Below are 25,768 nucleotides of genomic sequence, written 5' to 3' on the forward strand. Positions count from 1 at the left end.
GCAACCATCCGCTACCGCTACCCCCATCCGCTACCTCGATCATGCCCCTGACCAGGTCGGTAGCGGAGGTAGCGGAGGTAGCGGACCTGACAGGAAGAGGGGCGGAAGCCCCTGACGCGAGGAGCCGAGACCGTGACAAGCGATCAGACGCGCAACCTCTCCGTAGTCCGTACCGAGGCCGATCTCCCCGAAGGGGACTTCGACCCCACCCTCCTCGCCGTGAGGGTGGAGGAAGCCGCTCGCCGTCTGAGCATCGGCCGAACCACGATGTACGCCCTCATTCGAGATGGCGCCGTGCAGACCGTGCCGATCGGGCGGTCCCGTCGAATTCCCGTCCAGGCGCTCACCGACTACCTCGCTCAGCGCATGCAGTCGCGATCCACGAACGCAGTCGCGTAAGGAGTCCCATGGCCAAGCGCACCAAGCGCCCCGACGGCGCATCGTCCATCTACTTCGGCAAAGACGGTTACTGGCACGGCCGCGTCACGGTCGGCGTCTGCGATGACGGCAAGCCCGACCGGCGCCACGTCAGCAGCAAGGTCAGTGAAGCGGAGGTCATCAAGAAGGTCCGCGCGCTGGAGAAGCAGCGCGATGAGGGGAAGGTTCGCAAGCCTGGCCGGCCGTGGACGGTCAAGGCGTGGCTCCTCCACTGGGTGGAGGAGATCGCCAAGCCGTCAGTGCGGGAGAACACATATGCCGGATACGAGGTAGCCGTTCGGGTGCACTTGATTCCCGGTGTAGGTGCTCACCGGCTGGACAAGTTGGAGCCTGAGCACCTGGAACGCTTCTACACAAAGATGCAGGTCAATGGGAGCAAGGCTGCCACGGCTCACCAGGCGCACCGCACGATGCGCACGGCTCTGAACCACGCGCTTCGCCGCGGCCATGTGACCCGGAACGTTGCGACGCTCGCAGTGCCTCCGAGGATCGAGGAAGAGGAAGTGGAGCCGTACGACATCGAGGAAGTGCAGCGTCTCCTCTCCGAGGCGGCGAAGCTGCGCAACAGCGCCCGATGGTCCATCGCTCTTGCCCTGGGGCTGCGGCAAGGCGAAGCCCTCGGCCTGCGCTGGTCGGATGTCGACCTTCAGAACGGCATTCTCCGCGTCAGGAAGAACAGGCTGCGGCCGAAGTACCTGCATGGCTGCGGGGGCGACTGCGGGCGAAAGCCTGGGTACTGCAAGCAGCGACTTCGGAAGAACGAGGACACGGCCAACACCAAATCGCGGGCCGGCCGCCGGGTGATCGGTGTACCCGGCGAATTGGTCCGGCTGCTGAAACTGCACCGTAAGGAGCAGGACCGGGAACGCCGACTCGCCGCACAGGAGTGGCGCGAGACCGGTTTCGTCTTCACGTCTCCTGTGGGTGAGCCGCTGGTACCCAGCACGGACTACGACGCATGGAAGCAGCTGCTCACCGATGCCAAGGTGCGGGACGGCCGACTGCACGATGCTCGGCACACCGCGGCCACGGTCCTGCTCATCCTCGGAGTTCCGGAACGGGTCGTGATGCAGATCATGGGGTGGTCGTCCACAGCGATGGCGGCCCGCTACCAGCACGTGACGGGCGGGATCCTGGCCGACGTGGCGCAGCGGGTCGGCGGTCTCATCTGGGAGGTGGCCAAGGCTGCCGACGAGGGCGGCCCGGAAGGCTCCGCAGAATCGCGTTGAGACTGTAGATGAGACTGCAACCGTCGAAGGGCCCCACCGCGAACGGTGGGGCCCTTCGACATCGTGCCCGGTGAGGCACTGGCGGAGGATACGAGATTCGAACTCGTGAGGGGTTGCCCCCAACACGCTTTCCAAGCGTGCGCCCTAGGCCTCTAGGCGAATCCTCCGCCAGGAACATTACATGACGGCGGAGGGTGCTTGCGAACTCGTTCGACGGCGGGTGATCAAGGTGGGCGTGGGGTGGCGTCGAGGGGCGGGGAGGCGGGTCGGCGGGCCCCAGGGATCGGGTAGGCTGGGGTCAGCCCCTCACGCGGCGCTATCTGACTGAACTCCCCCAGGGCCGGAAGGCAGCAAGGGTAGGTTGGCTCTGGCGGGTGCGTGAGGGGTCTTCGTCGTCTCGGGCGCCGGGTTGTCAGTGGGCGCCTATAACCTCGTATGCGTGTCGTCTCTCGCGCTGTACCGCCGTTATCGCCCGGAGTCGTTCGCCGAGGTCATCGGGCAGGAGCATGTCACCGACCCGTTGCAGCAGGCGTTGCGGAACAACCGGGTCAATCACGCGTACCTGTTCAGCGGGCCGCGCGGGTGTGGCAAGACGACCAGCGCGCGCATCCTGGCCCGGTGTCTGAACTGCGAGCAGGGCCCCACCCCCACACCCTGCGGCGAGTGCCAGTCCTGCCAGGACCTGGCCCGCAACGGACCGGGGTCGATCGACGTGATCGAGATCGACGCCGCCTCGCACGGTGGCGTGGACGACGCCCGTGAGCTGCGGGAGAAGGCCTTCTTCGGACCCGCGAGCAGCCGGTACAAGATCTACATCATCGACGAGGCCCACATGGTCACGTCGGCCGGTTTCAACGCCCTGCTGAAGGTCGTCGAGGAGCCGCCGGAGCACCTCAAGTTCATCTTCGCGACCACCGAGCCCGAGAAGGTCATCGGGACCATCCGCTCGCGGACGCACCACTATCCCTTCCGGCTCGTCCCGCCCGGCACGCTCCGCGAGTACCTCGGCGAGGTCTGCGGCAAGGAGAAGATCCCGGTCGAGGAGGGTGTCCTCCCGCTGGTCGTGCGCGCCGGGGCCGGCTCCGTGCGTGACTCGATGTCCGTGATGGACCAGCTGCTCGCGGGCGCCACGGACGAGGGCGTGACGTACGCCATGGCCACCTCGCTGCTCGGCTACACGGACGGCTCGCTGCTCGACTCGGTCGTCGAGGCCTTCGCCGCCGGCGACGGAGCCGCGGCCTTCGAGGTCGTCGACCACGTCATCGAGGGCGGCAACGACCCGCGGCGGTTCGTCGCCGACCTGCTGGAGCGGCTGCGGGACCTCGTGATCCTCGCCGCCGTGCCGGACGCCATCGACAAGGGCCTCATCGACGCCCCCGCCGAGGTCCTGGAGCGGATGCGGGCCCAGGCCGGCGTCTTCGGCGCCGCCGAGCTCAGCCGCGCCGCCGACCTCGTCAACGAGGGCCTCACCGAGATGCGCGGCGCCAACTCGCCCCGCCTCCAGCTCGAACTGATCTGCGCCCGCGTGCTCCTCCCCGCCACCTACGGGGACGAGCGGTCCGTCATGGCCCGTCTGGACCGCCTGGAGCGCGGGGCCAACTTCTCCGCAGGCGCCGCCGCCCCGGCCATGGGATACGTGCCTGGGCCCGAGGCGCACGGGGGAGCGGCCCCGCCCATGGGCATGGCTCCGCAGGCCCCCCACGCTCCGCACGCGGCGCAGGTTCCCGCCGCCGCGCAGGTTCCGCCGGGCGGCGGGCCCGCGGCGGCTCGGGCCGCGGTTCGGGGGGCGGGGGCGGGCTCCGGCCCCGGCCCCGGCGGTTCCGGGGGCGCAGCGCCGGCCGCGGGCCCGATGCCGGGTCAGGGTCAGGGTCCGGCTGCGACGTCGAGTCCGGGTTCGGGTCCGGGTTCGGACGTGTACGGCTCCGGGGGCACCGTCGGCGGACCGGCCGGTCCGGGTGGGGGTGGCCCCACGGGGGCACCGGCCGCCCCTCATGAGGGTGCGCCCGCCGCCCCGGCCGCCGCCGCGAGCGGTGCGCCGGCAGGGTCGCCCCCGACCGCCCCCGCGCACGCCCAGCCGGGCGCGGGTTCCGCGCACTCTCCCCAGCCCACCACGCCGGGCGCCCCCGGCGGCGCCGCTCCCGGCTCCTGGCCCACCCCGGCCCCCGCGGGCGGTGGACGCCGACCCGGCGGATGGCCGACGGCCGCGCCCGCCGGCGGCGGTTCCGCGCCCACCCCCGGCCCGGCCGCCCCCGCACCCTCGGCCGCGCCCCCGGCGTACGCCCAGCCCGGTCCTCCCGCGGCGGCCCAGGCCCCGACCGCCGCCCACCACCCCGCCCCCGGCGGGCCCGACCCCCGCATGCTCTGGCCCAACATCCTGGAGACGGTGAAGAACCGCCGCCGCTTCACCTGGATCCTGCTCAGCCAGAACGCGCACGTCGCCGGTTTCGACGGCACCACCCTGCAGATCGGCTTCGTCAACGCGGGCGCCCGCGACAACTTCGCGAGCAGCGGCAGCGAGGACGTCCTGCGGGCGGCCCTGGCCGAGCAGTTCAACGTCCACTGGAAGATCGAGGCCGTCATCGACGCCTCGGGCGGCTCGGCCGCCGCGGCGACCCCCGGCGGCTACGGCTCTCCCGCCCCGTCCGCAGGTGGTTACGGAGGCGGCGGCTACGGCGGCGGCACGAGCGCCGGTGGCTATGGCGGCTCCCCGGCCCAGGCCTCCCGCCCCGGCCCGCCCCAGGCCCCGGCCCCCACCTCCCCGGGCACGGCCGCGCCCCACCAGTCGACGCCGGCCGCCCGGCCCACCGCCCCCGCACCATCCCCGGCCCCCGAGCCCCCGCCGGTCTCCCCCGAGGACGACATCCCCGAGGACGACGACCCCGACCTCGACGAGTCAGCCCTCTCCGGCCACGAACTGATCGTGCGCGAGCTGGGCGCGACAGTGGTCGAGGAGATCGTGAACGAGTAGCGAGGGGCGCGCGCCGGTGGGCGAGGACGCGCCGGTGCGGGGCGCGCCGGTGGGCGAGGACGCGCCGGGACGTGCTGCGCCGGGACGGCAACGTGGGGCGTGGGGCATCCCCCCGTTCATACGATCCGACAAACTCCCGCCGTCCCATCCTTCGGAAGCCCCCACAAAGCCCCCCGCTCCCTCCGGCTAGGCTGACCCCGTGAAGGTCCTCGTCATTGGTACCGGTGCTCGTGAGCACGCGCTGTGCCGTTCGCTGTCCCTCGACCCCGATGTCACCGCACTCCACTGCGCCCCCGGCAACGCGGGCACCGCGGAGGTGGCCGAGTCGCACTCGGTCGACGCACTGGACGGCGCCGCCGTGGCCGCCCTGGCCACGCGGCTGGAGGCCGACCTCGTGGTCGTCGGGCCGGAGGCCCCGCTGGTCGCGGGTGTCGCCGACGCCGTGCGTGAGGCGGGCATCCCGGTGTTCGGTCCGTCCGGCGAGGCCGCGCAGCTGGAAGGCTCCAAGGCCTTCGCCAAGGAAGTCATGGCCGGCGCCGGCGTACCCACCGCGCGGTCGTACGTCTGCACCACGGCCGAGGAGATCGACGAGGCTCTGGACGCCTTCGGCGCCCCGTACGTCGTGAAGGACGACGGCCTCGCGGCCGGCAAGGGCGTCGTCGTGACGGCGGACCTCGCCCAGGCCCGCGAGCACGCGCTCGCCTGCGGCCGGGTCGTCATCGAGGAGTTCCTGGACGGCCCCGAGGTCTCCCTCTTCGCGATCACCGACGGCGTGACCGTCGTCCCCCTCCAGCCCGCGCAGGACTTCAAGCGCGCGCTCGACGGCGACGAGGGCCCCAACACCGGCGGCATGGGCGCGTACTCCCCGCTCCCATGGGCCGATCCGAAGCTGGTCGACGAGGTCCTGGAGACCGTGCTCCAGCCGACCGTCGACGAGATGCGGCGCCGCGGCACGCCGTTCTCCGGCCTGCTCTACGCGGGGCTGGCGATCACCGGTCGAGGCGTACGGGTGATCGAGTTCAACGCCCGGTTCGGCGACCCGGAGACCCAGGTCGTCCTCGCCCGCCTCCAGACCCCGCTGGCCGGTGTCCTGCTCGCCGCCGCCAACGGCACCCTCGGCGACCTCGAACCCCTGCGCTGGAGCGGCGACGCGGCCGTCACCGTGGTCGTGGCCTCGCACAACTACCCCGGCACACCACGCACCGGCGACCCCATCACCGGCCTCGACGAGGTCGCCACGGTGGACGCCCCGCACGCGTACGTCCTGCACGCCGGGACCAAGCGCGCCGGCGACGACATCGTCAGCGCCGGCGGCCGCGTCCTCTCCGTCACGGCCACCGGCAAGGACCTCACCCAGGCCCGCGACCGCGCCTACACCGCCGTGGCCCGCATCGGCCTGGACGGCTCCCAACACCGTTCGGACATCGCGGCGAAGGCGGCGTCCGAGGCCTGACCGGCCGGCTCAGGCCCGACCGGTTCAGGCCCGGCCGACTCAGGCCCGACCGGTTCAGGCCCGGCCGACTCAGGCCCGACCGGTTCAGGCCCGGCCGACTCAGGCCCGACCGGTTCAGGCCCGGCCGGCTGAGGGTCGCGCGACACCGCGACCCGCACACCCATCCCCACGCAACCGAACACAACCGCCCCGTTCGCGACATCCGCATACGAAGCCTCATCAACGGGTACGAACCCCAGGCCCCGGAATCCCTCGGAGACCCCCAGGAAACCCCTGGACAATCCATCGGAATCCGGGGCCCCATCCTTGCCCAGCGTCATCCACCTCTCCCCAAAGCCATTCCATCGAGTGAGCGATGGTCCATCCGGCTGACGACGGCCGGACCCCCAACTAGGGTGCGGCGCAAGCATTCCGGCACTTGGCCCACCGGCATTGCGATGTCAGTGGTGGGTGCCACAGTGGGGGAGTGAGCAACGTCAGGGCATTCGGCGGCGACCACTTCGACGAGAAGTCGTCGAGGTCGTCGCGGTGTGCGCCACACGGGACAGCAGGGGGTGACGTCGGGTCGTGACCGGTATGGCAGGTGGTGAGGAGGCGGGCGCGCAGGCCGCGCGTTCCCGGGCCCTCGCCGTGCTGCGGGTCCGCAGCAGGGCGCTGGCCGTGGCATTGCTCCCCGCGGCGGTCGCCGTCGTCCTGCTGGCCGGCGGGGCGACCGGTCATCTGACCGGCCCGGGCTGGTCCATGGCGGGCTGGATCATGTCCGGCATCGCCGTCGTCGTGCTCCTCGCCGCCGTCGGCATCGCGCTCGTCGTCGCCCGCGCCCGGCCCGCCGTGAGCCCCACGGTCTCGATCACCGAGCAGGCGGCTCCCGATCTCTACCGCCTGGTCAGGGATCTGGCGGACCGTCTCGACGTCCCGCCCCCTTCCGCGATAGCGCTCACCCCGGACTGCGACAGCTGGCTGGAGGACCGCACCCACCCGTCCCACGGCTCGCCCGGCCCCCGTTCGGAGACCGCGGGGTCCGGGTCGGCGGACAGCGGCACCGGCGTCGCGGGCACCGACCGGGCCGACGAGATGACGGACGCCCGCGGTTCGTCCCCCGGCGCCTCTGGCACCTCCGGCGCTCACTCGGGTCCGGGGTCGGGCCTGCCGTCCGATCTGAGGTCGGGCCTGCGATCAGGCGCACCCTCGGGCGTGGAGCCCGGCTTCTCCTCTTCCCGTCGGCACCGCCCGCCCACCGCCCCGGTGCTCGTCATCGGTTCGCCCTTCCTGTGGTGGATGCGGGTCGGGGAGCTACGAGCGGTGCTGGCACCGGTCGTCGCGGGTACGGGACCGTCGGCACACCCGGACATAGCCGCGGCCCGCCGTTTCGTCCGCGGGCTGGACGCGGCCGTGGCTGTCTCCTCCTCGCCGACACACGGCCCGCTCGTCCGTTCGGTGCTGGCCGGGGTCGGCTGGGTCACCCGGCTGCTCCTGCGCGGCTGCCGCGGGCACGCGGCCGAGATGGAGCGCGGGGTCGCCGCCGCGGCGGCCGAGCGTGCACAGGCTGTGGACTACGGTCTGCGGATCGTCGCCCAGGAGCAGGTCGGCCTGGCCTACGCGGGCTGGGACCGCCTCCTCACCCGGGTCGCGCTTCCCGCCTGGCGGATGGGCCGCTGGCCGTCCCGCCTGGACGCGGGTGTCGTCGCCGCGCTGACCGAGCTGTCCCGGCGCGACCGCCTGGCCGAGGGCTTCGCCTCCCGGCTCGGCGAGCGCCCCGCCTGCGACCTCCTCGAAGAGCCCGGCACGGTCGACGAGGCCGCGTCCCTCCTCGCCGCCCGCCTCTTCCACGGCGGCCCGGCCGAGTCCGGCGCCGACTGGTCCCCGGTCGACTGGCACGAGTACCCGGACGAGGTCGTCGACCGCAAGTGGCGCACCGACGCGGCTCGCCTCCACCGCGTCCTCGACACGTTGGGCGCCCGCCACACACCGAGCGACCCGACGCCGGACCCCACCGGCCCGGCCCCCGGCGGCCCCACCCTCTCCCGGGTCCTGAACCATCTGACGACAATGACGACCCTGACGACTCCGGCCCCGACCGAAGCCGCCGGGCACGACCGGCACCGCGGCAGCACCGCCGACCACGAGCCGCACACCACGGCACCCGACGAAGAGAAGCCCGCCCCGACCACTGCCACCGGGCGCACCGCCGACGGCGACCGGGCAGCCGAAGGGCCCCGCACCGACCGCCGATACGAACACGACCCCACCCAGGAACCGGACCGACACCACATATCCCATCCCGGCGACGGCTATGGCGACAGCTACGGCGAGGGCGAGAGCGACGGCGAGGACGACGACGAACCCGGTCTCGCCAACGCCCGGTCCGCAGGCCTGGCCGCCGCGCTGACCGCCGAGTTGGCGCGGGAGGAGGCCGCGGCACCGGCTGCCGTGTCCACCGCGGCCGACGGAGTCGAGGCGCAGGGGCCGGATCGGGCGCTGTGGGACGCCGGGCTGCTGCCCCTGTTCCCGATGCAGCCGCCCCGCACGGGCCGTGAGCTGCTGGCGGAGCACGTCACGGCGATGGTCTGCTGCGCGGCGATGGACACAGCGGGCGCGGCCCCGGGTCTGGACTGGCTGGACGGCCCCTCCCTCCTCGTCGGCGGCGAGCGAGCGGCCGACCTCGCCCCCAGGGTCCTGACCCTCGTGGAGGACGGCGACCCCACCCCCCTCCGCGACTGGCTCCGCCGCCTCGGCGTCCGCCCGGAGAAACCGGTCCGCCTGGTCTGAAGCACGGCCCCGCCCCCACCCACGGCCGCCACAACTCACCCCCACCCACGGCCGCTGACGCACCCCCCACCCAGCCCGCGCCAACCCCCGTCGGCCCCCGCCCAACAACCCCCCACCCGACCCAGAACTAACGCCCCAAAGTTCCCACCCACGGGGCCCCTCACCCGCCCAACCCCAGGAACCCACCCGCCCCACCTGCGGGATCACACCTCACCCCTCCACCCCACCCAACTCCCCACCCGGAGCCAGCTGTTCCACTCTCGCCAATTAGCAACGAACGGTGACGGAGCGCGTGCGTAATGTGATGTGCTGGGACCGATCGCGTACATAGCAAGGGCTTGCGGAAGCTCGCGGGGGACGAGGGAGGGGACCCTTCATGGGCTCGGAGCACACCATCCGCCGTTGGGAGTCGGGCGCACTCGCCCACGCCGTGACGGACCCCTTCGGCCAGGGCCCCGTTCCCTGGCTACGGGGCAATGTGACGTACTTCGACGACACGGGCCAGGTGGTCCCGTGGTACGTGGAGCCGGGCCCGCCGGAGCCCGACCCGCCGGCCAAAGGCGGTCGCACCGGCACGCGAGCCCGCGTGCCGGCCCCCCGCCCCGCGCCGGGCGGCCCTCGCTCCGCCGACGACGTGCGCCGCCAGATCAAGGGCTTCACCGCGACCGGCGCCGCCGCCCCCGGCGAATCCATCGACTTCCACATCACCGTCGACCCGCCCCAGGAGTTCGGCGTCGACATCTACCGCATCGGCCACTACAGCGGCGACGGCGCGGCCAAGATCACCACCAGCCCCCGCCTCTCCGGCATCGTCCAGCCCCCGCCCCTCACCGCCGACCGCACCGTCTCCTGCCACCACTGGTGGCTCTCCTGGCGCCTGCAGATCCCGGCCTACTGGAACGTCGGCGCGTACGTGGCGGTCCTGACCACCGCCGACGGCTACCGCTCCCACGTGCCGTTCACCATCCGCGACGACCGCCAGGCCGACCTGCTGCTCCTGCTCCCGGACATCACCTGGCAGGCGTACAACCTGTATCCGGAGGACGGCCGCACCGGCGCCAGCCTCTACCACGCCTGGGACGAGAACGGCCGGCTGCTCGGCGAGTCCGACGCGGCGACGACCGTCTCCTTCGACCGCCCGTACGCCGGCGCCGGCCTCCCCCTGCACGTCGGCCACGCCTACGACTTCATCCGCTGGGCCGAGCGCTACGGCTACGACCTCGCCTACGCCGACGCCCGCGACCTGCACTCCGGCCGCGTCGACCCGACCCGCTACCGGGGCCTGGTCTTCCCGGGCCACGACGAGTACTGGTCGCCGCAGATGCGCCGCACGGCCGAGCTCGCCCGGGACGGCGGCACCTCGCTCGTCTTCCTCTCCTCCAACACCATGTACTGGCAGGTGGAGCTGGGCCCGTCCCCGTCCGGAGCCGCCGACCGCCTCCTCACCTGCCGAAAACGCCGGGGCCCCGGCAAACCCGCACTGTGGCGCGAAATCGACCGCCCCGAGCAGCAGTTGATGGGCATCCAGTACGAAGGCCGGGTCCCCGACCCCCACCCCCTGGTCGTGCGCAACGCCGACCACTGGCTCTGGGACGCGACCGGCGCCCACGAGAACGACGAGCTGGACGGCATGGTCGCCGGCGAGGCCGACCGCTACTTCCCGCGCACACCGCTCCCCGAGCACCAGGGCCGCATCCTCCTCGCCCACTCCCCGTACCGGGACGCCCATGACGTCGTCCGGCACCAGGAGACCTCCCTGTACCGGGCCCCCTCCGGCGCCTGGGTCTTCGCATCCGGAACGTTCGCGTGGTCCCCGGCCCTGGACCGACCGGGCCACGTCGACACCCGCGTCCAGCGAGCCACCGCCAACCTCCTGGACCGCATCTGCAAACGTGACTGAGTCCCGTACCGAGTCCCGCGCCGACCCTCGTCGGGGCAACCCCTGGGCAGACCGGTCGCCCCCGTACGGGAGAATCGAGCCACTTGGACATCACCACGGGGAGGAACCGTGTCCGGATTCGTAGAAAAGCCCGAGCCGATCCAGGTTCCGGGCCTGGTGCATCTGCACACCGGCAAGGTGCGCGAGCTGTACCAGAACGAGGCGGGCGACCTCGTGATGGTCGCCAGCGATCGCACGTCCGCGTTCGACTGGGTGCTGCCGACGGAGATCCCCGACAAGGGACGCGTCCTCACGCAGCTGTCGCTCTGGTGGTTCGACCAGCTCGCCGACCTGGTCCCCAACCACGTCCTGAGCACCGAACTCCCGCCGGGCGCCCCCGCCGACTGGGCGGGCCGCACCCTCGTCTGCAAGTCGCTCACCATGGTCCCGGTCGAGGCCGTCGCCCGCGGCTACCTCACCGGCTCGGGCCTGCTGGAGTACAACGACTCCCGTACGGTCTGCGGTCTCGCCCTCCCCGAGGGCCTGGTCGACGGCTCGGAGCTGCCGGCGCCCATCTTCACCCCGGCCACCAAGGCCGCCGTCGGCGAGCACGACGAGAACGTCTCGTACGAGGAGGTCGCCCGCCAGGTCGGCGCGGAGACCGCCGCCCAGCTGCGCCAGACGACCCTCGCCGTGTACAGCCGGGCCCGGGACATCGCCCGTGACCGGGGGATCATCCTGGCCGACACCAAGTTCGAGTTCGGCTACGAGGGCGACTCCCTCGTCCTCGCCGACGAGGTCCTCACCCCGGACTCATCCCGCTTCTGGCCGGCCGACCTCTGGGAGCCGGGCCACGCCCAGCCGTCCTACGACAAGCAGTTCGTCCGCGACTGGCTGACCTCCGGGGCCTCCGGCTGGGACCGCAAGAGCGAGCAGCCCCCGCCGCCGCTGCCCGAGGAGATCGTCGCCGCGACCCGCGCCAAGTACGTGGAGGCGTACGAGCGGCTGACGGGCACGAGCTGGTCGTAGAGCCACGGGACACGAAGAAGACCCCGGCCCAGTGGACCGGGGTCTTCTTTCGACCTATCTCACGAGCGGACGACCAGGTTCGAACTGGCGACCTCAACCTTGGCAAGGTTGCGCTCTACCAACTGAGCTACGTCCGCGCTGCGCCGTGGCGCGAGGCCTACTATACCCAACCTCGCTCCCGGGCGAGCCGCACCGCCGCGTGCCGGTTCTCCACGCCGAGCTTGGAGACGGCCGAGGACAGATAGTTCCGGACAGTCCCCTGGGACAGCGCGGCCCGCTCGGCGATCTCCGCGACGGGCGCCCCGTCGGCGGCGAATTCGAGCACCTCGGCCTCCCGCGCGGTCAGCGGCGAGTCCCCGGAGGAGATCGCGTCGGCCGCCAACTCCGGGTCCACATAACGGTTCCCCGCGTGTACGGTCCGGATGATCTCCGCGAGCCGCTGCGCGCTGACGGTCTTGGGGACGAACCCGCGCACACCCGCTTCAAGCGCCCGCTTCAGATGTCCCGGCCGGCCATGACCGGTCACGATCAGCACGCGGCAGCCCGGCAGTTCGGCCCGCAGTGATGTGGCGACCCTCACACCGTCCGCGCCCGGCATCTGCAGATCCAGCACCGCGACATCCGGTTCGTGCGCCCGCGCCATCGCCAGCGCCTCCGGCCCGCTCGCCGCCTGTGCGACCACCACCAGGTCGTCCTCCAGCGCCAGCAACGCGGCCAGCGCCCCCCGGATCAGATGCTCGTCGTCGGCGAGCAACAGCCGTACCCGCCGCCCCGCCTCCCGTACGTCGCTCATGAAGCGCTCTCCCGTACGACAGCCGACCCGACACCGACACCGGCCCCGGCGCCCCGCGACGCCGCCCCGGCCCCCCTCGCCTTCCCCTTCACCGAGCCCACCGAGCCCACCGAGCCCACCGAACTTCCCGAGCCCGTGGACCTCAGTGGCACCCGGGCCACCACCCGGAACATCTCGCCGCCCACCTGCCCCGCCTCCAGCGTCCCGTCCACGACCGCCAGCCGCTCCCGCAGCCCGGCGAGCCCGGACCCGGCACCGACCGAACGCCCGGTGTCGCCCGTCTCCCCGTCGGCCGCGCGGATCCCGTCGTTCTCCACGGTCAGCACCACCTGCCCCTCTCTCACCCGCAGCACCACAGCGCACTGATCGGCGTTCCCGTGCCGCAGTACGTTCGTCGTCGCTTCCCGCACCACCCAGGCGAGCGCCGACTGCACCTCGCCGGGCAGCCCGGCAGTGTCCGCCCCGTCGACCGAGCAGTCGATGCCCGCCGCCGTCAACACGCCCTGCGCACCGGAGAGTTCGACCCCGAGGTCGGCCTCCCGGTAGCCCCGTACGACCTCCCGCACCTCGCGCTGCGACTCATGCGCGATCCGCTGGACCTCGATCATCTGCTCGACCGCCTCGGGCCGTTCCCGGCGGGCCAGCTGGACCGCCAGCTCGCTCTTCAGCGCGATGACCGCGAGGTTGCGGCCGATCACATCGTGCAGATCTCGCCCGAAGCGCAGCCGCTCCTCGGCGACGGCGAGGCGGGCGCGGGTCTCCCGGGCGTCCTCCAGCTCGTAGACGGCCTTCAGCAGCCAGACGGAGAAGTAGGACGTGAAGGAGATGAGGGTGGTGCCGAGGAACACCGCCACCATCGTGGCCAGCGTGGAGGCACCGTTGGCCCCCACGCCGAAGGCACAGGCCCCGCCGCCGACGGAGAAGGCCACGATCAGGGCCGACAGACGCCGACGGCTGTGCACGCCGAGCGCGAGGGTGCCGATGCCGAAGACCATCACGCCCCCGAACGCCGCGCCCAGCGCCGTGCGCGCCTCCTCGTCGAGGTTCGCGCTGCGGGCGAGCAGCATCGCGACGAAGCCGACCAGCGCGGAGAGGACCCCGAAGGCCCAGAGCAGGCGTACGGGCTGCGCACGGCGCCCGCGCGCCCCGTCGAGCGCCCGGGAGACCGTGAAGGACGAGAGCACTCCGTGCACGCACAGCAGGACGAAGAACCAACTGGCGTGCCGCATCGGCACCTGGCCGAAGAGGGGTATCCCGAACCCGCCGACCTCGATCAACGGAAACGAGTGGAACGACCACCGCGTGTACGTCTCCACCTTGCCCGCGGTGCTCTTCCCCCGCCACCAGGCCCCCGGCCCCCGCATGGCTCAACTCCCCTCATCGGCGCGGCTCCCAGCGGAACCACCGCTGTACAGCAAACACGGCGAGCACGGTCCAGGCCAGCGCGGTGGCGACGGCGCCGAGGGCGTCGTACACGGACAGGTCGCCGGTCCAGCCGCCGCGCACCAGCGTGATGACGGGGCTGAGCGGCAGCAGTTCGCAGAGGGACGCCACGCGGTCGGGCAGGACTTCGAGCGGCACGGTGATGCCCGATCCCAGCAGGGAGACGAACATCAGCGGCAGGCTGGTGACCTGCGCGCTCTCGGCGGTACGGCTCAGGCTCGCGGTGACCGCCGCCAGCGCCACGCACAGCACGATGCCGAGCAGGACACCCAGAACGGCCAGGTGGGGTGCGGGCGGTGCTCCGATGTCGAGCAGGACCGTGCAGCCGATCGCGAGCAACAGGCACTGCGCGGCGCCGATGCCGACGGCCGGCAGTGACGCCCCGATCAGGATCTCCGGGTCACGCAGTTCACCGGTCCGCAGCCGCTTGAGGACGAGTTCCTCGCGGCGTACGACGTAGACGTTGGTGAGGGCGGTGTAGATCGCGAAGAGCAGGGAGAAGCCGACGGCGGCGGGGAGGATGACCGTCCCGACGTTCAGCCCGGCCTCCGCCAGGTCCATCTGGTCCGTCGCCGACCGCACGCTGAGCGGCAGCAGCAGCGGCACGAAGAGTGCCGTGACCAGCGTGGCCCGGCTGCGTCCCAGCAGCGTCAGCTCGGCGCGGGCGAGCGCGGTCATCCGGCCCCTGAGGATCGTCGTCCCGACCGTGACGGTGACGACGGGCTCCGCGCCCGCCGCCGTACCCGTGGTGCCCGTGGTGCCTGTGGTCGCGCTCATGTCGTCTTCCCGCCCTTGCGTGATCCCGTGCCCGAAAGGAACCCGGTGCCGGAGAGGAACCCGGTGCCCGAGCGGAGCCCCGAGCCCGTACGGGATCCGGCCCCCGCCCCGGCGCCCCGGCCGTTCCCGACTCCTGGACCCGCGCCCCCTCCCGGCCCGGAGCCCCCTCCCGGCCCCCGGCCGCCGGCCCCCGTTCCCGTGCCGGATTCCGTACCGGCGCGCGCCCCCTCGGCGGCCTGCGCCGCCTGTGCCGTCTCCCGCGCGATGCGCAGGAACGCCTCCTCCAGCGAGGCGGACCGCACCTCCAGCCGGCGCAGTTCGACCCGGGCCCGCTCGGCCCAGATCAGCAGCCCGGTGGCCGCCCGCTGCAGTTCGTTCGTGCGCAGCACCACCACGCGGTCGTTCTCCTCGTGCCCGGTGACGCCGAGTTCGCCGAGCGGCGGCAGGTCACCGAGGAAGTACCCGGCGGGCAGTTCGAAGGAGATGCGGGACGGCTGGGAGGCGGTGACCTCGGCCGGGGTCCCGGTCGCGGCGACGGTGCCCTCGTGGAGGATGGCGAGCCGGTCGGCCAGGTCCTCCGCCTCCTCCAGGTAGTGCGTGGTGAGCAGCACGGTCGTCCCCGCGTCGCGCAGCTCCCGGACGAGCTCCCAGGTGTCCTGGCGCCCCTCCGCGTCGAGCCCGGTCGTCGGCTCGTCCAGGAACAGCACCTCGGGGCGGCCGAGGAGCGCGAGCGCCAGGTCCAGGCGCCGCTTCTCGCCCCCGGACAACTGCTTGACCCGTACGTCGGCCCGCCGCCCGAGCCCGACGATGTCCAGCGCCTCGCCGACCGGACGGGCCCCGCTGGTGCAGCCGGCCCACATCCGTACCGTCTCCGCGACGGTCAGCTCGGAGGGGAAGCCGCCCTCCTGGAGCATCACGCCGATGCGGGGGCGTACGGCCGCGCGCTCCCCGTAGGGGTCGTGCCCGAGGACCCGCACCCGGCCGCCGGACGGCGGTGCGAGGCCTTCGAGCAGTTCGACCGTCGAGGTCTTCCCCGCGCCGTTGGTGCCGAGCAGTGCGAAGAGTTCTCCCCGGCCGACGGAGAAGGTGACCCCCCGCACGGCCTCGAAACCGCCCCCGTACACGCGCCGCAGGTCGGTGACCTCGATCACGTTCTCGTGATCATGAGTGTTCACGTCCTCGTGCCCGTTCGTTTTCATGTCCCCAGCGTCCCGGCGGTACGGGGCGTGAGGCAGTGCGCGGTGTCATCACCCGGCATGACAAATGTCAGACGGGCGACGAGAACGGCTGAGGGGCGGGGCGAGAACGGACGATCACGGCCGCAGTGACGCGCTGGGGCAACGCGCTGCGGGGACACGAAGAAGACCCCGGTCCACTGGACCGGGGTCTTGCTTTCCAGAGCGGACGACGAGGCTCGAACTCGCGACCTCAACCTTGGCAAGGTTGCGCTCTACCAACTGAGCTACGTCCGCATTGCCTCCGACCGGCTCCCACCGATCGGCGCGAGGACTACTTTACCTGATCCACAACAGTGGTCCGGTAAGTGATCCAGAGCGGGTGACAGGAATTGCACACTGCGCCTTCCCCCTGGAAGGGGGATGTTCTACTACTGAACTACACCCGCGTGACTCCGGTGAGCCGGGCCTTTCGGCCTTGCCCCTCGGCGTGCTCCAGACTCTAGCTGATCCGCCGGGGGGCAACGCAAGTCGGTTGTCCCGGAGGTCCAAGTCAGCCGCCCCCGGGGCCCGCTGACGGGCCCTGAGGACGGCCGACGCGGTCCGCCTACTGTGCCTCGGCGAATGCCTCGTAGACCCGCTTGGGGATCCGGCCGCGCGCGGGGACCTCCAGCTTGTTGGCCTGGGCCCAGGCGCGGACGGCCGCCGGGTCCGGGGCGACCTGGGTCTGCTTGTACGCCTTGCCCGACCTCGACCGCTTGCGGCCGGCGTCGACGTAGGGCGCGAGCGCCTTACGCAGTTTCTTGGCATTGGCTTCGTTCAGGTCGATCTCGTACGACTTGCCGTCGAGTCCGAAGGCGATCGTCTCCGCCGCTTCCGAGCCGTCGATGTCGTCGGAGAGAGTGACCACGACACGCTGCGCCACGAATATCGGTCCCTTCGTGCGACATCTCTCCGTTGACGTGCCCTGACGTCAGGGAGATGTCGGCTGGCCGGCTGTTAATTGGGCAAAGTATCGGCTATTGCCAATTCATTTGTACAGTGCCCGGCATTGCAATGTGAACACAGACTTAATCCGCCCGCGTGTCCCTCGCGCAATAGGGATCCTGGATCTTTCCCGGAAGTTTTCGTGACGGTGATCGTCCGCTACCTGATCGTGACCGTCGTCACCCGGAATCACTGTAGTTTCCTACGAATCTACCCGCGTAGAAATTTTGTACGGGTAGTCTGAAGGAACCTGCTCAGCACCACACACCGGGAGTGCCAGTGGCACGCGTCGTAGTCGACGTCATGCTCAAGCCGGAGATCCTCGACCCCCAGGGCCAGGCGGTGCAGCGCGCGCTGCCGCGCCTCGGTTTCGAGGGCGTCTCCGACGTACGTCAGGGAAAGCGATTCGAACTGGAAGTTGACGGACCGGTGGACGACGCCGCGCTCGCCCGCATCCATGAACTGGCGGAATCCTTCCTCGCCAACACCGTGATCGAGGACTTCACCGTCAAGGTGGAGGAAGTCGCGGAGGTCGGAAAGTGACCGCACGTATTGGCGTCGTCACTTTTCCCGGCAGTCTCGACGACCGGGACACGCAGCGTGCGATCAGGCTCGCCGGTGCCGAACCCGTCGCTCTCTGGCACAAGGACAAGGACCTCCACCAGGTCGACGCCGTGGTGCTGTGCGGCGGGTTTTCCTACGGTGACTATCTGCGCGCCGGGGCCATCGCGCGCTTCTCGCCGGTGATGGAGACGCTCATCGAGCAGGCGAAGGCCGGACTGCCGGTCCTCGGCATCTGCAACGGCTTCCAGATCCTCACCGAGGCCCACCTCCTGCCCGGCACGATGCTGCGCAACGACCACCTGCACTTCATCTGCCGCGACCAAAAGCTGCGGGTGGAGAACGCCGAGACCTCCTGGACCACCGACTACACGGCCGGCCAGGAGATCCACATCCCGCTGAAGAACAACGACGGGCAGTACGTCGCCGACGCGTACACGCTGGACAAGCTGGAGGCCGAGGGCCGTGTCGCCTTCCGGTACCTCGACTTCAACCCCAACGGCTCCCAGCGGGACATCGCCGGCGTCGCCAACGAGGCGGGCAACGTGGTGGGCCTCATGCCGCACCCGGAGCACGCCGTGGAGCCGCTGATCGGCACCGGCCGCACCGACGGCCTCCCCTTCTTCACCTCGATCCTCAAGAAGCTGGTCAACGTATGAGCCGGACGCCTCTGGACACGGTCGAGCACGCGGCCGCGACCCCCGACGTCGAGCTGCCCTGGGCCGAACTGGGCCTGAAGAAGGACGAGTACGAGAGGGTCGTCGAGATCCTCGGCCGTCGCCCCACCGGCGCCGAGCTGGCCATGTACTCCGTCATGTGGTCCGAGCACTGTTCGTACAAGTCGTCGAAGGTGCACCTCCGCCAGTTCGGCGAGAAGGCCCCGCAGTCCGACGCCCTCCTCGTCGGCATCGGTGAGAACGCGGGCGTCGTCGACGTCGGCCAGGGCTACGCGGTCACCTTCAAGGTCGAGTCGCACAACCACCCGTCGTACGTCGAGCCGTACCAGGGCGCGGCCACCGGTGTCGGCGGCATCGTCCGCGACATCATCGCGATGGGCGCCCGCCCGGTCGCCGTCGTGGACCCGCTGCGCTTCGGCGCCGCGGACCACCCCGACACCAAGCGCGTCCTGCCGGGCGTGGTCGCGGGCATCGGCGGCTACGGCAACTGCCTGGGCCTGCCCAACATCGGCGGCGAGGTCGTCTTCGACGCCTGCTACCAGGGCAACCCGCTGGTCAACGCCGGTGCCATCGGTGTCATGCGGCACGAGGACATCCACCTCGCGAAGGCCTCCGGCGCCGGCAACAAGGTCATCCTCTACGGGGCCCGCACGGGCGGCGACGGCATCGGCGGCGCCTCCATCCTGGCCTCCGAGACCTTCGACGACGCCAAGCCCTCCAAGCGTCCCGCCGTGCAGGTCGGCGACCCCTTCCAGGAGAAGCTCCTCATCGAGTGCACCCTGGAGGCGTTCAAGGAGAAGCTGGTCGTCGGCATCCAGGACCTCGGCGCGGCCGGCCTGTCCTGCGCCACGTCCGAGCTGGCCTCGAACGGCTCCGGCGGTATGCGCGTGACACTGGACGACGTCCCCCTGCGCGACTCGACCCTCTCGCCCGAGGAAATCCTCATGAGCGAGTCGCAGGAACGCATGTGCGCGGTCGTGGAGCCGGAGAAGGTCGACCGCTTCCTGGAGATCTGCGACAAGTGGGACGTCATCGCCACGGTGATCGGTGAGGTCACCGACGGCGACCGGCTGGAGATCTTCTGGCACGGCGGCAAGATCGTCGACGTCGACCCGCGCACGGTCGCGCACGACGGCCCGGTCTACGAGCGCCCGTACGCCCGCCCGTCCTGGCAGGACGAGCTCCAGGCGGACGACGCGAACAAGCTCCCGCGCCCGGAGACGTCCGAGGAGCTGAGGGACCAGGTCCTGAAGCTGGTGGCGTCCCCCAACCAGGCCTCGAAGTCCTGGATCACCTCGCAGTACGACCACTTCGTGCAGGGCAACACGGTCCTCGCCCAGCCGGAGGACTCCGGCATGATCCGCGTCGACGAGGAGAGCGGCCTGGGCGTCGCCATCGCGACCGACGGCAACGGCCGCTACGCCAAGCTCGACCCGTACCACGGCGCCCAGCTGGCCCTGGCGGAGGCGTACCGCAACGTCGCCACCACCGGCGCCAAGCCGCTCGCCGTCTCCGACTGCCTGAACTTCGGCTCGCCGGAGGACCCGGCGGTCATGTGGCAGTTCGCGGAGGCCGTACGCGGTCTGGCGGACGCCTGCCAGCAGCTGGGCACCCCGGTGACCGGTGGCAACGTCTCCCTCTACAACCAGACGGGCGAGGTGGCCATCCACCCCACCCCGGTCGTCGCGGTCCTGGGCGTCATCGACGACGTGGCCCGGCGCACGCCGGTCGCCTTCCAGGAGGAGGGCCAGCTGCTCTACCTGCTCGGCGACACCCGTGAGGAGTTCGGCGGCTCGGCCTGGTCCCAGGTCGTCCACGACCACCTCGGCGGTCTGCCCCCGCAGGTCGACCTGGAGCGCGAGCGCCTGCTGGCCGAGATCCTGATCTCCGCCTCCCGCGACGGCATGATCGACTCCGCGCACGACCTCTCCGACGGCGGCCTGATCCAGGCGGTCGTGGAGTCGGCGCTGCTCGGCGGCAAGGGCGCGCGACTGATCGTCCCGGACGGTCTGGACGCGTTCACCTTCCTCCTCTCGGAGTCGGCCGGCCGCGCCGTCGTGGCGGTCCCCCGCTCCGAGGAGGTCCGCTTCAACGACATGTGCGGCGCCCGCGGCCTCCCGGTCACGCGCATCGGCGTCGTGGACGGTGATTCGGTCGAGATCCAGGGCGAGTTCGCCCTCCCCCTGGAGGAGCTGCGCACGGCCCACGAGGGCACGATCCCGGCGCTGCTGGCGTAGTCCCCCGTACGACGGAGCCCCGCCCGGATCGACACGTCCGGGCGGGGCTTCTCGGTTCTCGGATCAGCGGACGTACGTCTTGAGGATCTCCGTGTCCAGTTCGATGTCCATCGGGCCGGGGATGCGGACCTTCTCGCCGAACTTCGCGGTGCGTACGTCGCGGTAACCGCCGACCTGCCGGTCCGGTCCGCTGTGCACCGTGACGGTGCACGAGTCCCGGTCGATCAGCAGATACAGAGGGATCCCGCACTGCCCGTACGCAGCCGGCTTCTCGTGCCGGTCCCGCCGGTCGGTGCCCGAGTCGTACGAGGTGACCTCGACGACCATGAGGACCCCGTGCGGATCGGCCCACTCTCCGTGCCCCGCGAAGTGCGCCTCGGGCGCGAGCACCGCGTCCGGCTTCGCTCTGCCGCGCCGGGACGTCTCCACGCGGAGTCCCCGGTCCTGGCACAGGTCCAGGTCGGGTCTCGACCGCATACAGCATCGGGCCAGCCAGGCCACGATGGTGCCGTGGTTCCCGTCCGTCGCCTTCTTGACCCCGATCCGTCCGCCGACGAACTCCAGCGTGACGGTCTCGGGGGCGGCAGCGGCGATCGTTTCGAAGTCCTCCACCGACATCTGGGACGTGCGCTCCGCCATGGCCGTCGGACCGCCTCCCTCCAGGCGAAAGGCCAGTATCGCCGGGGGCCGCCGGAGCGAGGCGCACCCCGCCCTCGATCATCCTTCCGGGTGACCCCTCCCGCCCGCCCCGCCCTCCCCTACGCTCACCCCATGCCCCCCGCCAGGAAACGCCCCCGCGCCTACGACCCCGCCAAGACCCGCAAGGCCGTCCTGGCCCAGTTCGGGCACGTACGGGAGGCGGTGGGCGCCCTCACCGAGGAGCGGCTCGCGCTGCCGACCCGGCTCGGGGAGTGGACCGTGCGGGACCTGGCCGCGCACCTCACGATGGCCGTGGAGAGCGTCAGCCGGGCCCTGGAGCGGCCGGAGCCGGCGAAGGCCGAGCTGAACCCCCTCGACTACGCCTCCGCGACCGCCGTCCACGCGTCCGCCATCGCCGAGGGCAGCCACCACCTGGCCGAGGCCCACCCCGACCTCGCCCCGCTCTACGCGGACGTGGAGCGGCGGATCACCGACGCGCTCGAAGCAGCCCCGCCGGGCCGGGTCATCGACACCCGGGCCGGCGGCATGCTGCTCGACGACTACCTGGTCACCCGCACGATCGAGCTGGTCGTCCACACCGACGACCTGAACGCCGCGGTCCCCGGCCTCGACGTCCCCGTCGACCGGACCGCCCTCGCCACCTGCGTCCGGGTCCTCGCCGACACCCTCGCCGCCCGGGCGCCCGGCGGCTCGACGGAGGTGCGGATCCCGCCGTACGCCGTCGTGCAGTGCGTGGAGGGGCCCCGGCACACCCGGGGCACCCCGCCGAACGTGGTCGAGACCGATCCGCTGACCTGGATCCGGCTGGCGACCGGCCGTGCGGAGTGGGCGGCCGCCCTGGACGCGGCCGAGGTCAGCGCGAGCGGCGAGCGGGCGGACCTGAGCGGGCTGCTGCCCCTGATGCGCTGATCCCGGCCACGAAACCCGGTGGAACCACCCACGCACCCCACCCGTCCCACCGCCATGGACAAGCGACTGACCCTCACCGCCCTGGCACTGCTCCCGCTCCCGCTGCTCGCGGCCTGCGGCACCGAGTCGGCCGGCGACTCCGGCAGCGGCAACGTCGGCTCGGCCGCCACGAAGTCCTCGGTCACCGGCGTCCGCTGGAAGGTCGACAGCCTGACCGTGGGCGGGAAGACCGAACGGGCCCCCGACAGCGCCTATCTGAAGATCGCCGACAACGGTGACGTCGACGGCAACTACGGCTGCAACACCTTCGGCTCCACCGCCGCCTTCAAGGGCGACGGCATCGACTTCGAGACCGCCCGGTCCACCGAGATGGCCTGTGGCGACGCCCCGATGAAGTTCGAGAAGAGCTTCGCCCGCACCCTGGACGCCGAGAAGTTCACGGCCGAGACGACCGGCGACGGCAAGCTCACCCTCACCACCGGCGACGGCGACAGCGTCGAGCTGTCCGAGGAGAAGCCCGCGGAGCTGTACGGCACCAGGTGGCGGATCGACTCCCTCATGGACCAGGACGTGGCCACCTCGCTCCCCGAGGCCGCCCGGGGCAAGGCCTGGTTCACCCTCGACAAGGAGGCGGGCACCCTGAGCGGAAGCGTCGGCTGCAACGACATCTCCGCGAAGGCCACGGTGAGCGAGGACGAGATCACCCTCGGCAATCCGCGGACCACCCGCAAGATGTGCTCCGACTCACTCATGGCCGCCGAGCGCGGTCTCCTGGAGCTCTTCAAGGGCACGGTGAAGTATCGGATCGATCACCGCAGTATCACGCTGACCAGCGAAAACAACGCGGGTGTCGGAGCCGTCGCCGACAAGTGACGTGCGGCGGCCCGCAGTCGGGAACCGGGGCGGGCGAGATCACCGGATTCGGACCGGTGCGCGATCTCGCCTACACTCGGTGGCGTGCCACGTGGTGACGGACGACTCAACCACGACCTTCTCCCCGGCGAGAAAGGCCCCCAGGACGCCTGCGGCGTTTTCGGTGTCTGGGCCCCGGGTGAAGAGGTCGCCAAGCTCACGTACTTCGGGCTCTACGCCCTCCAGCATCGGGGCCAGGAATCCGCGGGTATCGCGGTCAGCAACGGCTCCCAGATCCTCGTCTTCAAGGACATGGGCCTCGTGTCCCAGGTCTTCGACGAGACCTCGCTCGGTTCCCTCCAGGGTCATATCGCGGTCGGTCACGCCCGCTACTCGACCACCGGCGCCTCCGTGTGGGAGAACGCCCAGCCGACGTTCCGTGCCACCGCGCACGGCTCCATCGCGCTCGGCCACAACGGCAACCTGGTCAACACCGCCCAGCTCGCCGAGATGGTCGCCGACCTGCCCAAGCAGGAGGGCCGCAGCCAGCGCGTGGCCGCCACCAACGACACCGACCTGCTCACCGCGCTCCTCGCGGCCCAGGTCGACGAGGACGGCAAGCCGCTGACCATCGAGGAGGCCGCCCACACGGTCCTCCCGAAGGTGCGCGGTGCCTTCTCCCTCGTCTTCATGGACGAGCACACCCTCTACGCCGCCCGTGACCCGCAGGGCATCCGTCCGCTGGTCCTCGGTCGGCTGGAGCGCGGCTGGGTGGTCGCCTCCGAGTCCGCCGCCCTCGACATCTGCGGCGCGAGCTACGTCCGCGAGATCGAGCCGGGCGAGTTCGTCGCCATCGACGAGAACGGTCTCCGTACCTCGCGATTCGCGGACGCGAAGCCCAAGGGCTGTGTCTTCGAGTATGTGTACCTGGCCCGTCCGGACACCGACATCGCCGGTCGGAACGTGTACCTCTCCCGGGTCGAGATGGGCCGCAAGCTGGCCAAGGAAGCCCCGGTCGACGCCGACCTGGTCATAGCGACCCCGGAGTCCGGTACGCCGGCCGCCATCGGTTACGCGGAGGCCTCGGGCATCCCGTTCGGTGCGGGTCTGGTGAAGAACGCGTACGTCGGACGTACGTTCATCCAGCCCTCCCAGACGATCCGCCAGCTCGGTATCCGGCTGAAGCTGAATCCGCTCAAGGAAGTCATCAAGGGCAAGCGCCTGGTGGTCGTCGACGACTCGATCGTCCGCGGCAACACCCAGCGGGCACTGGTCCGGATGCTCCGCGAGGCGGGCGCCGCCGAGGTCCACATCCGGATCTCGTCCCCGCCCGTGAAGTGGCCCTGCTTCTTCGGCATCGACTTCGCGACCCGCGCCGAGCTCATCGCCAACGGTATGACGATCGACGAGATCGGCACCTCGCTGGGCGCCGACTCCCTGGCGTACATCTCCATCGACGGCATGATCGAGGCGACCACCATCGCCAAGCCGAACCTCTGCCGTGCCTGCTTCGACGGCGAGTACCCGATGGAGCTGCCGGACCCCGAGCTGCTCGGTAAGCAGCTCCTGGAGACCGAGCTGGCGGCCGGACCCGCCGCCACGGCCGCGGCCGACGCGATCCGTCGCCCGTAAGACTGCCCGTAGACAGCCGGTAACACCTGCTTACCTGCCGCAGTACGACACGAAAGTTCTCACCGTCATGTCTGAGACAACTGGTGCCAGCTACGCAGCCGCGGGCGTCGACATCGAGGCGGGCGACCGCGCCGTAGAGCTGATGAAGGAGTGGGTGAAGAAGACGCAGCGCCCCGAGGTCCTCGGCGGCCTCGGCGGCTTCGCCGGCCTCTTCGACGCCTCCGCCCTCAAGGGCTACGAGCGCCCGCTGCTCGCCTCCGCCACCGACGGCGTCGGCACGAAGGTCGACATCGCGCGTCAGCTGGGCGTCTACGACACCATCGGCCACGACCTGGTCGCCATGGTGATGGACGACATCGTGGTCTGCGGCGCCGAACCGCTGTTCATGACCGACTACATCTGCGTCGGCAAGGTCCACCCCGAGCGGGTCGCCGCCATCGTCAAGGGCATCGCCGAGGGCTGTGTCCTCGCCGGCTGCGCCCTCGTCGGCGGCGAGACGGCCGAGCACCCGGGCCTCCTCGGCCCGGACGACTTCGACGTCGCCGGTGCCGGCACCGGCGTGGTCGAGGCGGAGCGCCTGCTCGGCCCGGATCGTATCCGTACGGGTGACGCGGTGATCGCCATGGCGGCCTCCGGCCTTCACTCGAACGGGTACTCGCTCGTCCGGCACGTCCTGCTCAACCAGGCCGGACTCTCCCTGGACGCCGAGATCGCCGACCTCGGCCGCACCCTCGGCGCGGAGCTCCTGGAGCCCACCAAGATCTACTCGCTGGACTGTCTGGCCCTCACCCGCACCACCGAGGTCCACGCCTTCAGCCACGTCACCGGCGGCGGCCTGGCCGCCAACCTGGCCCGTGTGATCCCCGACACCCTGCACGCCACGGTGGACCGCTCCACCTGGACCCCGGCCCCGATCTTCGACCTGGTCGGCAGGACGGGTCAGGTCGAGCGCCTGGAGCTGGAGAAGACCCTGAACATGGGCGTGGGCATGATCGCCGTCGTCCCCCAGGAGTCGGCGGACGTGGCCCTGACCACCCTGGCGGACCGCGGCGTGGAGGCCTGGGTCGCGGGCGAGATCACCGACCGCGCCGACCACACCACGGGCGCCGAACTGGTCGGCGACTACGCACGAGGCTGAACGCCGGCGCTTCCCGGGCACGGCAAAAGCGCCCCTGATGGAGGGCCGAAGGCCCAAGCATCAGGGGCGCGGGGAACTGCGCGAGCGACAACACGCGACCCGCAGTCGCCAAAGTGCTGTGGACCCGAGCTACCAGGCGCCCCAGCCCCGAGCGGAGCGGGA

General features: G+C 71.4%; 19 protein-coding genes, 4 tRNA genes, 1 other RNA gene and 1 pseudogene. 15 read left to right on the forward strand and 10 right to left on the reverse strand.

Going from position 1 to position 25,768, the window contains the following annotated elements; genetic code table 11:
• Nucleotides 1-132: 132 nt before the first annotated feature.
• The gene (locus ACZ52C_RS12795; protein WP_469074712.1) at nt 133-399 is read left to right on the forward strand and encodes a helix-turn-helix domain-containing protein; all 267 of its coding nucleotides are present in this window, start codon (nt 133-135) and stop codon (nt 397-399) included.
• A gap of 8 nt (nt 400-407) precedes the next feature.
• Nucleotides 408-1,667: a tyrosine-type recombinase/integrase gene (locus ACZ52C_RS12800; RefSeq protein WP_469074713.1), complete on the forward strand. Its 1,260-nt coding sequence runs from the start codon at nt 408-410 to the stop codon at nt 1,665-1,667.
• A 79-nt stretch (nt 1,668-1,746) separates the two neighbouring features.
• Here the strand turns inward: ACZ52C_RS12800 and ACZ52C_RS12805 are convergent.
• Nucleotides 1,747-1,834, reverse strand: a tRNA-Ser gene (locus ACZ52C_RS12805).
• Between the two features lie 130 nt (nt 1,835-1,964).
• On the opposite strand from ACZ52C_RS12805, the gene ffs reads away from it, so the two are divergent.
• The 6 genes from ffs (at nt 1,965) to ACZ52C_RS12835 (ending at nt 11,765) form a co-directional block, all read left to right on the forward strand.
• An RNA gene (gene ffs / locus ACZ52C_RS12810) (signal recognition particle sRNA small type) lies at nt 1,965-2,061 on the forward strand.
• Between the two features lie 45 nt (nt 2,062-2,106).
• A complete protein-coding gene (locus ACZ52C_RS12815; RefSeq protein WP_469074714.1) occupies nt 2,107-4,635 on the forward strand; it encodes a DNA polymerase III subunit gamma and tau in 2,529 nt (842 codons plus the stop codon).
• 199 nt (nt 4,636-4,834) lie between these two features.
• A complete protein-coding gene (gene purD / locus ACZ52C_RS12820) occupies nt 4,835-6,088 on the forward strand; it encodes a phosphoribosylamine--glycine ligase (protein ID WP_469074715.1) in 1,254 nt (417 codons plus the stop codon).
• A gap of 576 nt (nt 6,089-6,664) precedes the next feature.
• Nucleotides 6,665-8,857 (forward strand): hypothetical protein, encoded by a 2,193-nt coding sequence (locus ACZ52C_RS12825; RefSeq protein ID WP_469074811.1) that lies wholly within the window; start codon nt 6,665-6,667, stop codon nt 8,855-8,857.
• Nucleotides 8,858-9,233: 376 nt separating this feature from the next.
• Nucleotides 9,234-10,757 carry a N,N-dimethylformamidase beta subunit family domain-containing protein gene (locus tag ACZ52C_RS12830; protein WP_469074716.1) on the forward strand — a complete coding sequence of 508 codons (1,524 nt, stop codon included), beginning with the start codon at nt 9,234-9,236 and terminating at the stop codon, nt 10,755-10,757.
• A gap of 108 nt (nt 10,758-10,865) precedes the next feature.
• Complete coding sequence (locus tag ACZ52C_RS12835) at nt 10,866-11,765, forward strand: phosphoribosylaminoimidazolesuccinocarboxamide synthase (protein ID WP_469074717.1); 900 nt, start codon at nt 10,866-10,868, stop codon at nt 11,763-11,765.
• A gap of 64 nt (nt 11,766-11,829) precedes the next feature.
• Here ACZ52C_RS12835 and ACZ52C_RS12840 read toward each other — a convergent pair.
• The 8 genes and pseudogenes from ACZ52C_RS12840 to ACZ52C_RS12875 form a co-directional block, all read right to left on the reverse strand.
• Nucleotides 11,830-11,902: transfer RNA gene (locus ACZ52C_RS12840), tRNA-Gly, on the reverse strand.
• 23 nt (nt 11,903-11,925) lie between these two features.
• The gene (locus ACZ52C_RS12845) at nt 11,926-12,558 is read right to left on the reverse strand and encodes a response regulator (RefSeq protein WP_469074718.1); all 633 of its coding nucleotides are present in this window, start codon (nt 12,556-12,558) and stop codon (nt 11,926-11,928) included.
• Entirely contained in the window at nt 12,555-13,922 is a 1,368-nt protein-coding gene (locus tag ACZ52C_RS12850; protein ID WP_469074719.1) for a sensor histidine kinase, read from the reverse strand. The genes ACZ52C_RS12845 and ACZ52C_RS12850 overlap by 4 nt, the downstream gene beginning before the upstream one ends.
• Nucleotides 13,923-13,935: 13 nt before the next feature.
• Nucleotides 13,936-14,778: an ABC transporter permease gene (locus ACZ52C_RS12855; protein WP_469074720.1), complete on the reverse strand. Its 843-nt coding sequence runs from the start codon at nt 14,776-14,778 to the stop codon at nt 13,936-13,938.
• 221 nt (nt 14,779-14,999) lie between these two features.
• Nucleotides 15,000-15,977 (reverse strand): annotated as a pseudogene (locus tag ACZ52C_RS12860) (ABC transporter ATP-binding protein); the annotation flags it as partial.
• A gap of 200 nt (nt 15,978-16,177) precedes the next feature.
• Nucleotides 16,178-16,250, reverse strand: a tRNA-Gly gene (locus ACZ52C_RS12865).
• A gap of 80 nt (nt 16,251-16,330) precedes the next feature.
• A tRNA-Gly gene (locus ACZ52C_RS12870) sits at nt 16,331-16,402 on the reverse strand.
• 158 nt (nt 16,403-16,560) lie between these two features.
• On the reverse strand, nt 16,561-16,878 hold the full coding sequence (locus tag ACZ52C_RS12875; protein WP_045562551.1) for a histone-like nucleoid-structuring protein Lsr2: 318 nt from the start codon (nt 16,876-16,878) through the stop codon (nt 16,561-16,563).
• A gap of 341 nt (nt 16,879-17,219) precedes the next feature.
• Between ACZ52C_RS12875 and purS the strand changes: the two genes are divergently transcribed.
• The 3 genes from purS to purL are packed head-to-tail and all read left to right on the forward strand — an operon-like array spanning nt 17,220 to nt 20,415.
• Nucleotides 17,220-17,483, forward strand: coding sequence for a phosphoribosylformylglycinamidine synthase subunit PurS (purS, locus tag ACZ52C_RS12880; RefSeq protein WP_033526749.1), 264 nt, complete (start codon nt 17,220-17,222; stop codon nt 17,481-17,483).
• Nucleotides 17,480-18,160, forward strand: a complete 681-nt coding sequence (gene purQ / locus ACZ52C_RS12885) for a phosphoribosylformylglycinamidine synthase subunit PurQ (RefSeq protein WP_469074721.1) — start codon at nt 17,480-17,482, stop codon at nt 18,158-18,160. Before purS ends, purQ begins: the two co-directional genes overlap by 4 nt.
• Entirely contained in the window at nt 18,157-20,415 is a 2,259-nt protein-coding gene (gene purL / locus ACZ52C_RS12890) for a phosphoribosylformylglycinamidine synthase subunit PurL (RefSeq protein ID WP_469074722.1), read from the forward strand. The genes purQ and purL overlap by 4 nt, the downstream gene beginning before the upstream one ends.
• 63 nt (nt 20,416-20,478) lie before the next feature.
• Here purL and ACZ52C_RS12895 read toward each other — a convergent pair whose 3' ends face one another.
• Nucleotides 20,479-21,054 (reverse strand): Uma2 family endonuclease, encoded by a 576-nt coding sequence (locus ACZ52C_RS12895; protein WP_469074723.1) that lies wholly within the window; start codon nt 21,052-21,054, stop codon nt 20,479-20,481.
• Nucleotides 21,055-21,186: 132 nt separating this feature from the next.
• On the opposite strand from ACZ52C_RS12895, the gene ACZ52C_RS12900 reads away from it, so the two are divergent.
• The 4 genes from ACZ52C_RS12900 to purM all read left to right on the forward strand — a co-directional run bounded on the left by ACZ52C_RS12900 (nt 21,187) and on the right by purM (nt 25,606).
• Nucleotides 21,187-21,984 carry a maleylpyruvate isomerase family mycothiol-dependent enzyme gene (locus ACZ52C_RS12900; protein ID WP_469074724.1) on the forward strand — a complete coding sequence of 266 codons (798 nt, stop codon included), beginning with the start codon at nt 21,187-21,189 and terminating at the stop codon, nt 21,982-21,984.
• Nucleotides 21,985-22,002: 18 nt separating this feature from the next.
• Nucleotides 22,003-22,857 carry an META domain-containing protein gene (locus tag ACZ52C_RS12905; RefSeq protein WP_469074725.1) on the forward strand — a complete coding sequence of 285 codons (855 nt, stop codon included), beginning with the start codon at nt 22,003-22,005 and terminating at the stop codon, nt 22,855-22,857.
• 84 nt (nt 22,858-22,941) lie between these two features.
• On the forward strand, nt 22,942-24,468 hold the full coding sequence (gene purF, locus ACZ52C_RS12910; protein ID WP_469074726.1) for an amidophosphoribosyltransferase: 1,527 nt from the start codon (nt 22,942-22,944) through the stop codon (nt 24,466-24,468).
• Nucleotides 24,469-24,535: 67 nt separating this feature from the next.
• Nucleotides 24,536-25,606, forward strand: a complete 1,071-nt coding sequence (gene purM / locus ACZ52C_RS12915; RefSeq protein WP_469074727.1) for a phosphoribosylformylglycinamidine cyclo-ligase — start codon at nt 24,536-24,538, stop codon at nt 25,604-25,606.
• Nucleotides 25,607-25,768: the final 162 nt, after the last annotated feature.

The organism is Streptomyces sp. NPDC034049 (genome assembly GCF_055575575.1).

Coding starts and splice junctions, on each gene's coding strand:
- ACZ52C_RS12800 (WP_469074713.1), top strand. CDS start 408: ATGGCCAAGCGCACCAAGCGCCCCGACGGCGCATCGTCCATCTACTTC.
- ACZ52C_RS12895 (WP_469074723.1), bottom strand. CDS start 21,054: ATGGCGGAGCGCACGTCCCAGATGTCGGTGGAGGACTTCGAAACGATC.
- purM (WP_469074727.1), top strand. CDS start 24,536: ATGTCTGAGACAACTGGTGCCAGCTACGCAGCCGCGGGCGTCGACATC.
- ACZ52C_RS12830 (WP_469074716.1), top strand. CDS start 9,234: ATGGGCTCGGAGCACACCATCCGCCGTTGGGAGTCGGGCGCACTCGCC.
- ACZ52C_RS12850 (WP_469074719.1), bottom strand. CDS start 13,922: ATGCGGGGGCCGGGGGCCTGGTGGCGGGGGAAGAGCACCGCGGGCAAG.
- ACZ52C_RS12825 (WP_469074811.1), top strand. CDS start 6,665: ATGGCAGGTGGTGAGGAGGCGGGCGCGCAGGCCGCGCGTTCCCGGGCC.
- ACZ52C_RS12845 (WP_469074718.1), bottom strand. CDS start 12,558: ATGAGCGACGTACGGGAGGCGGGGCGGCGGGTACGGCTGTTGCTCGCC.
- purL (WP_469074722.1), top strand. CDS start 18,157: ATGAGCCGGACGCCTCTGGACACGGTCGAGCACGCGGCCGCGACCCCC.
- ACZ52C_RS12900 (WP_469074724.1), top strand. CDS start 21,187: ATGCCCCCCGCCAGGAAACGCCCCCGCGCCTACGACCCCGCCAAGACC.
- ACZ52C_RS12855 (WP_469074720.1), bottom strand. CDS start 14,778: ATGAGCGCGACCACAGGCACCACGGGCACCACGGGTACGGCGGCGGGC.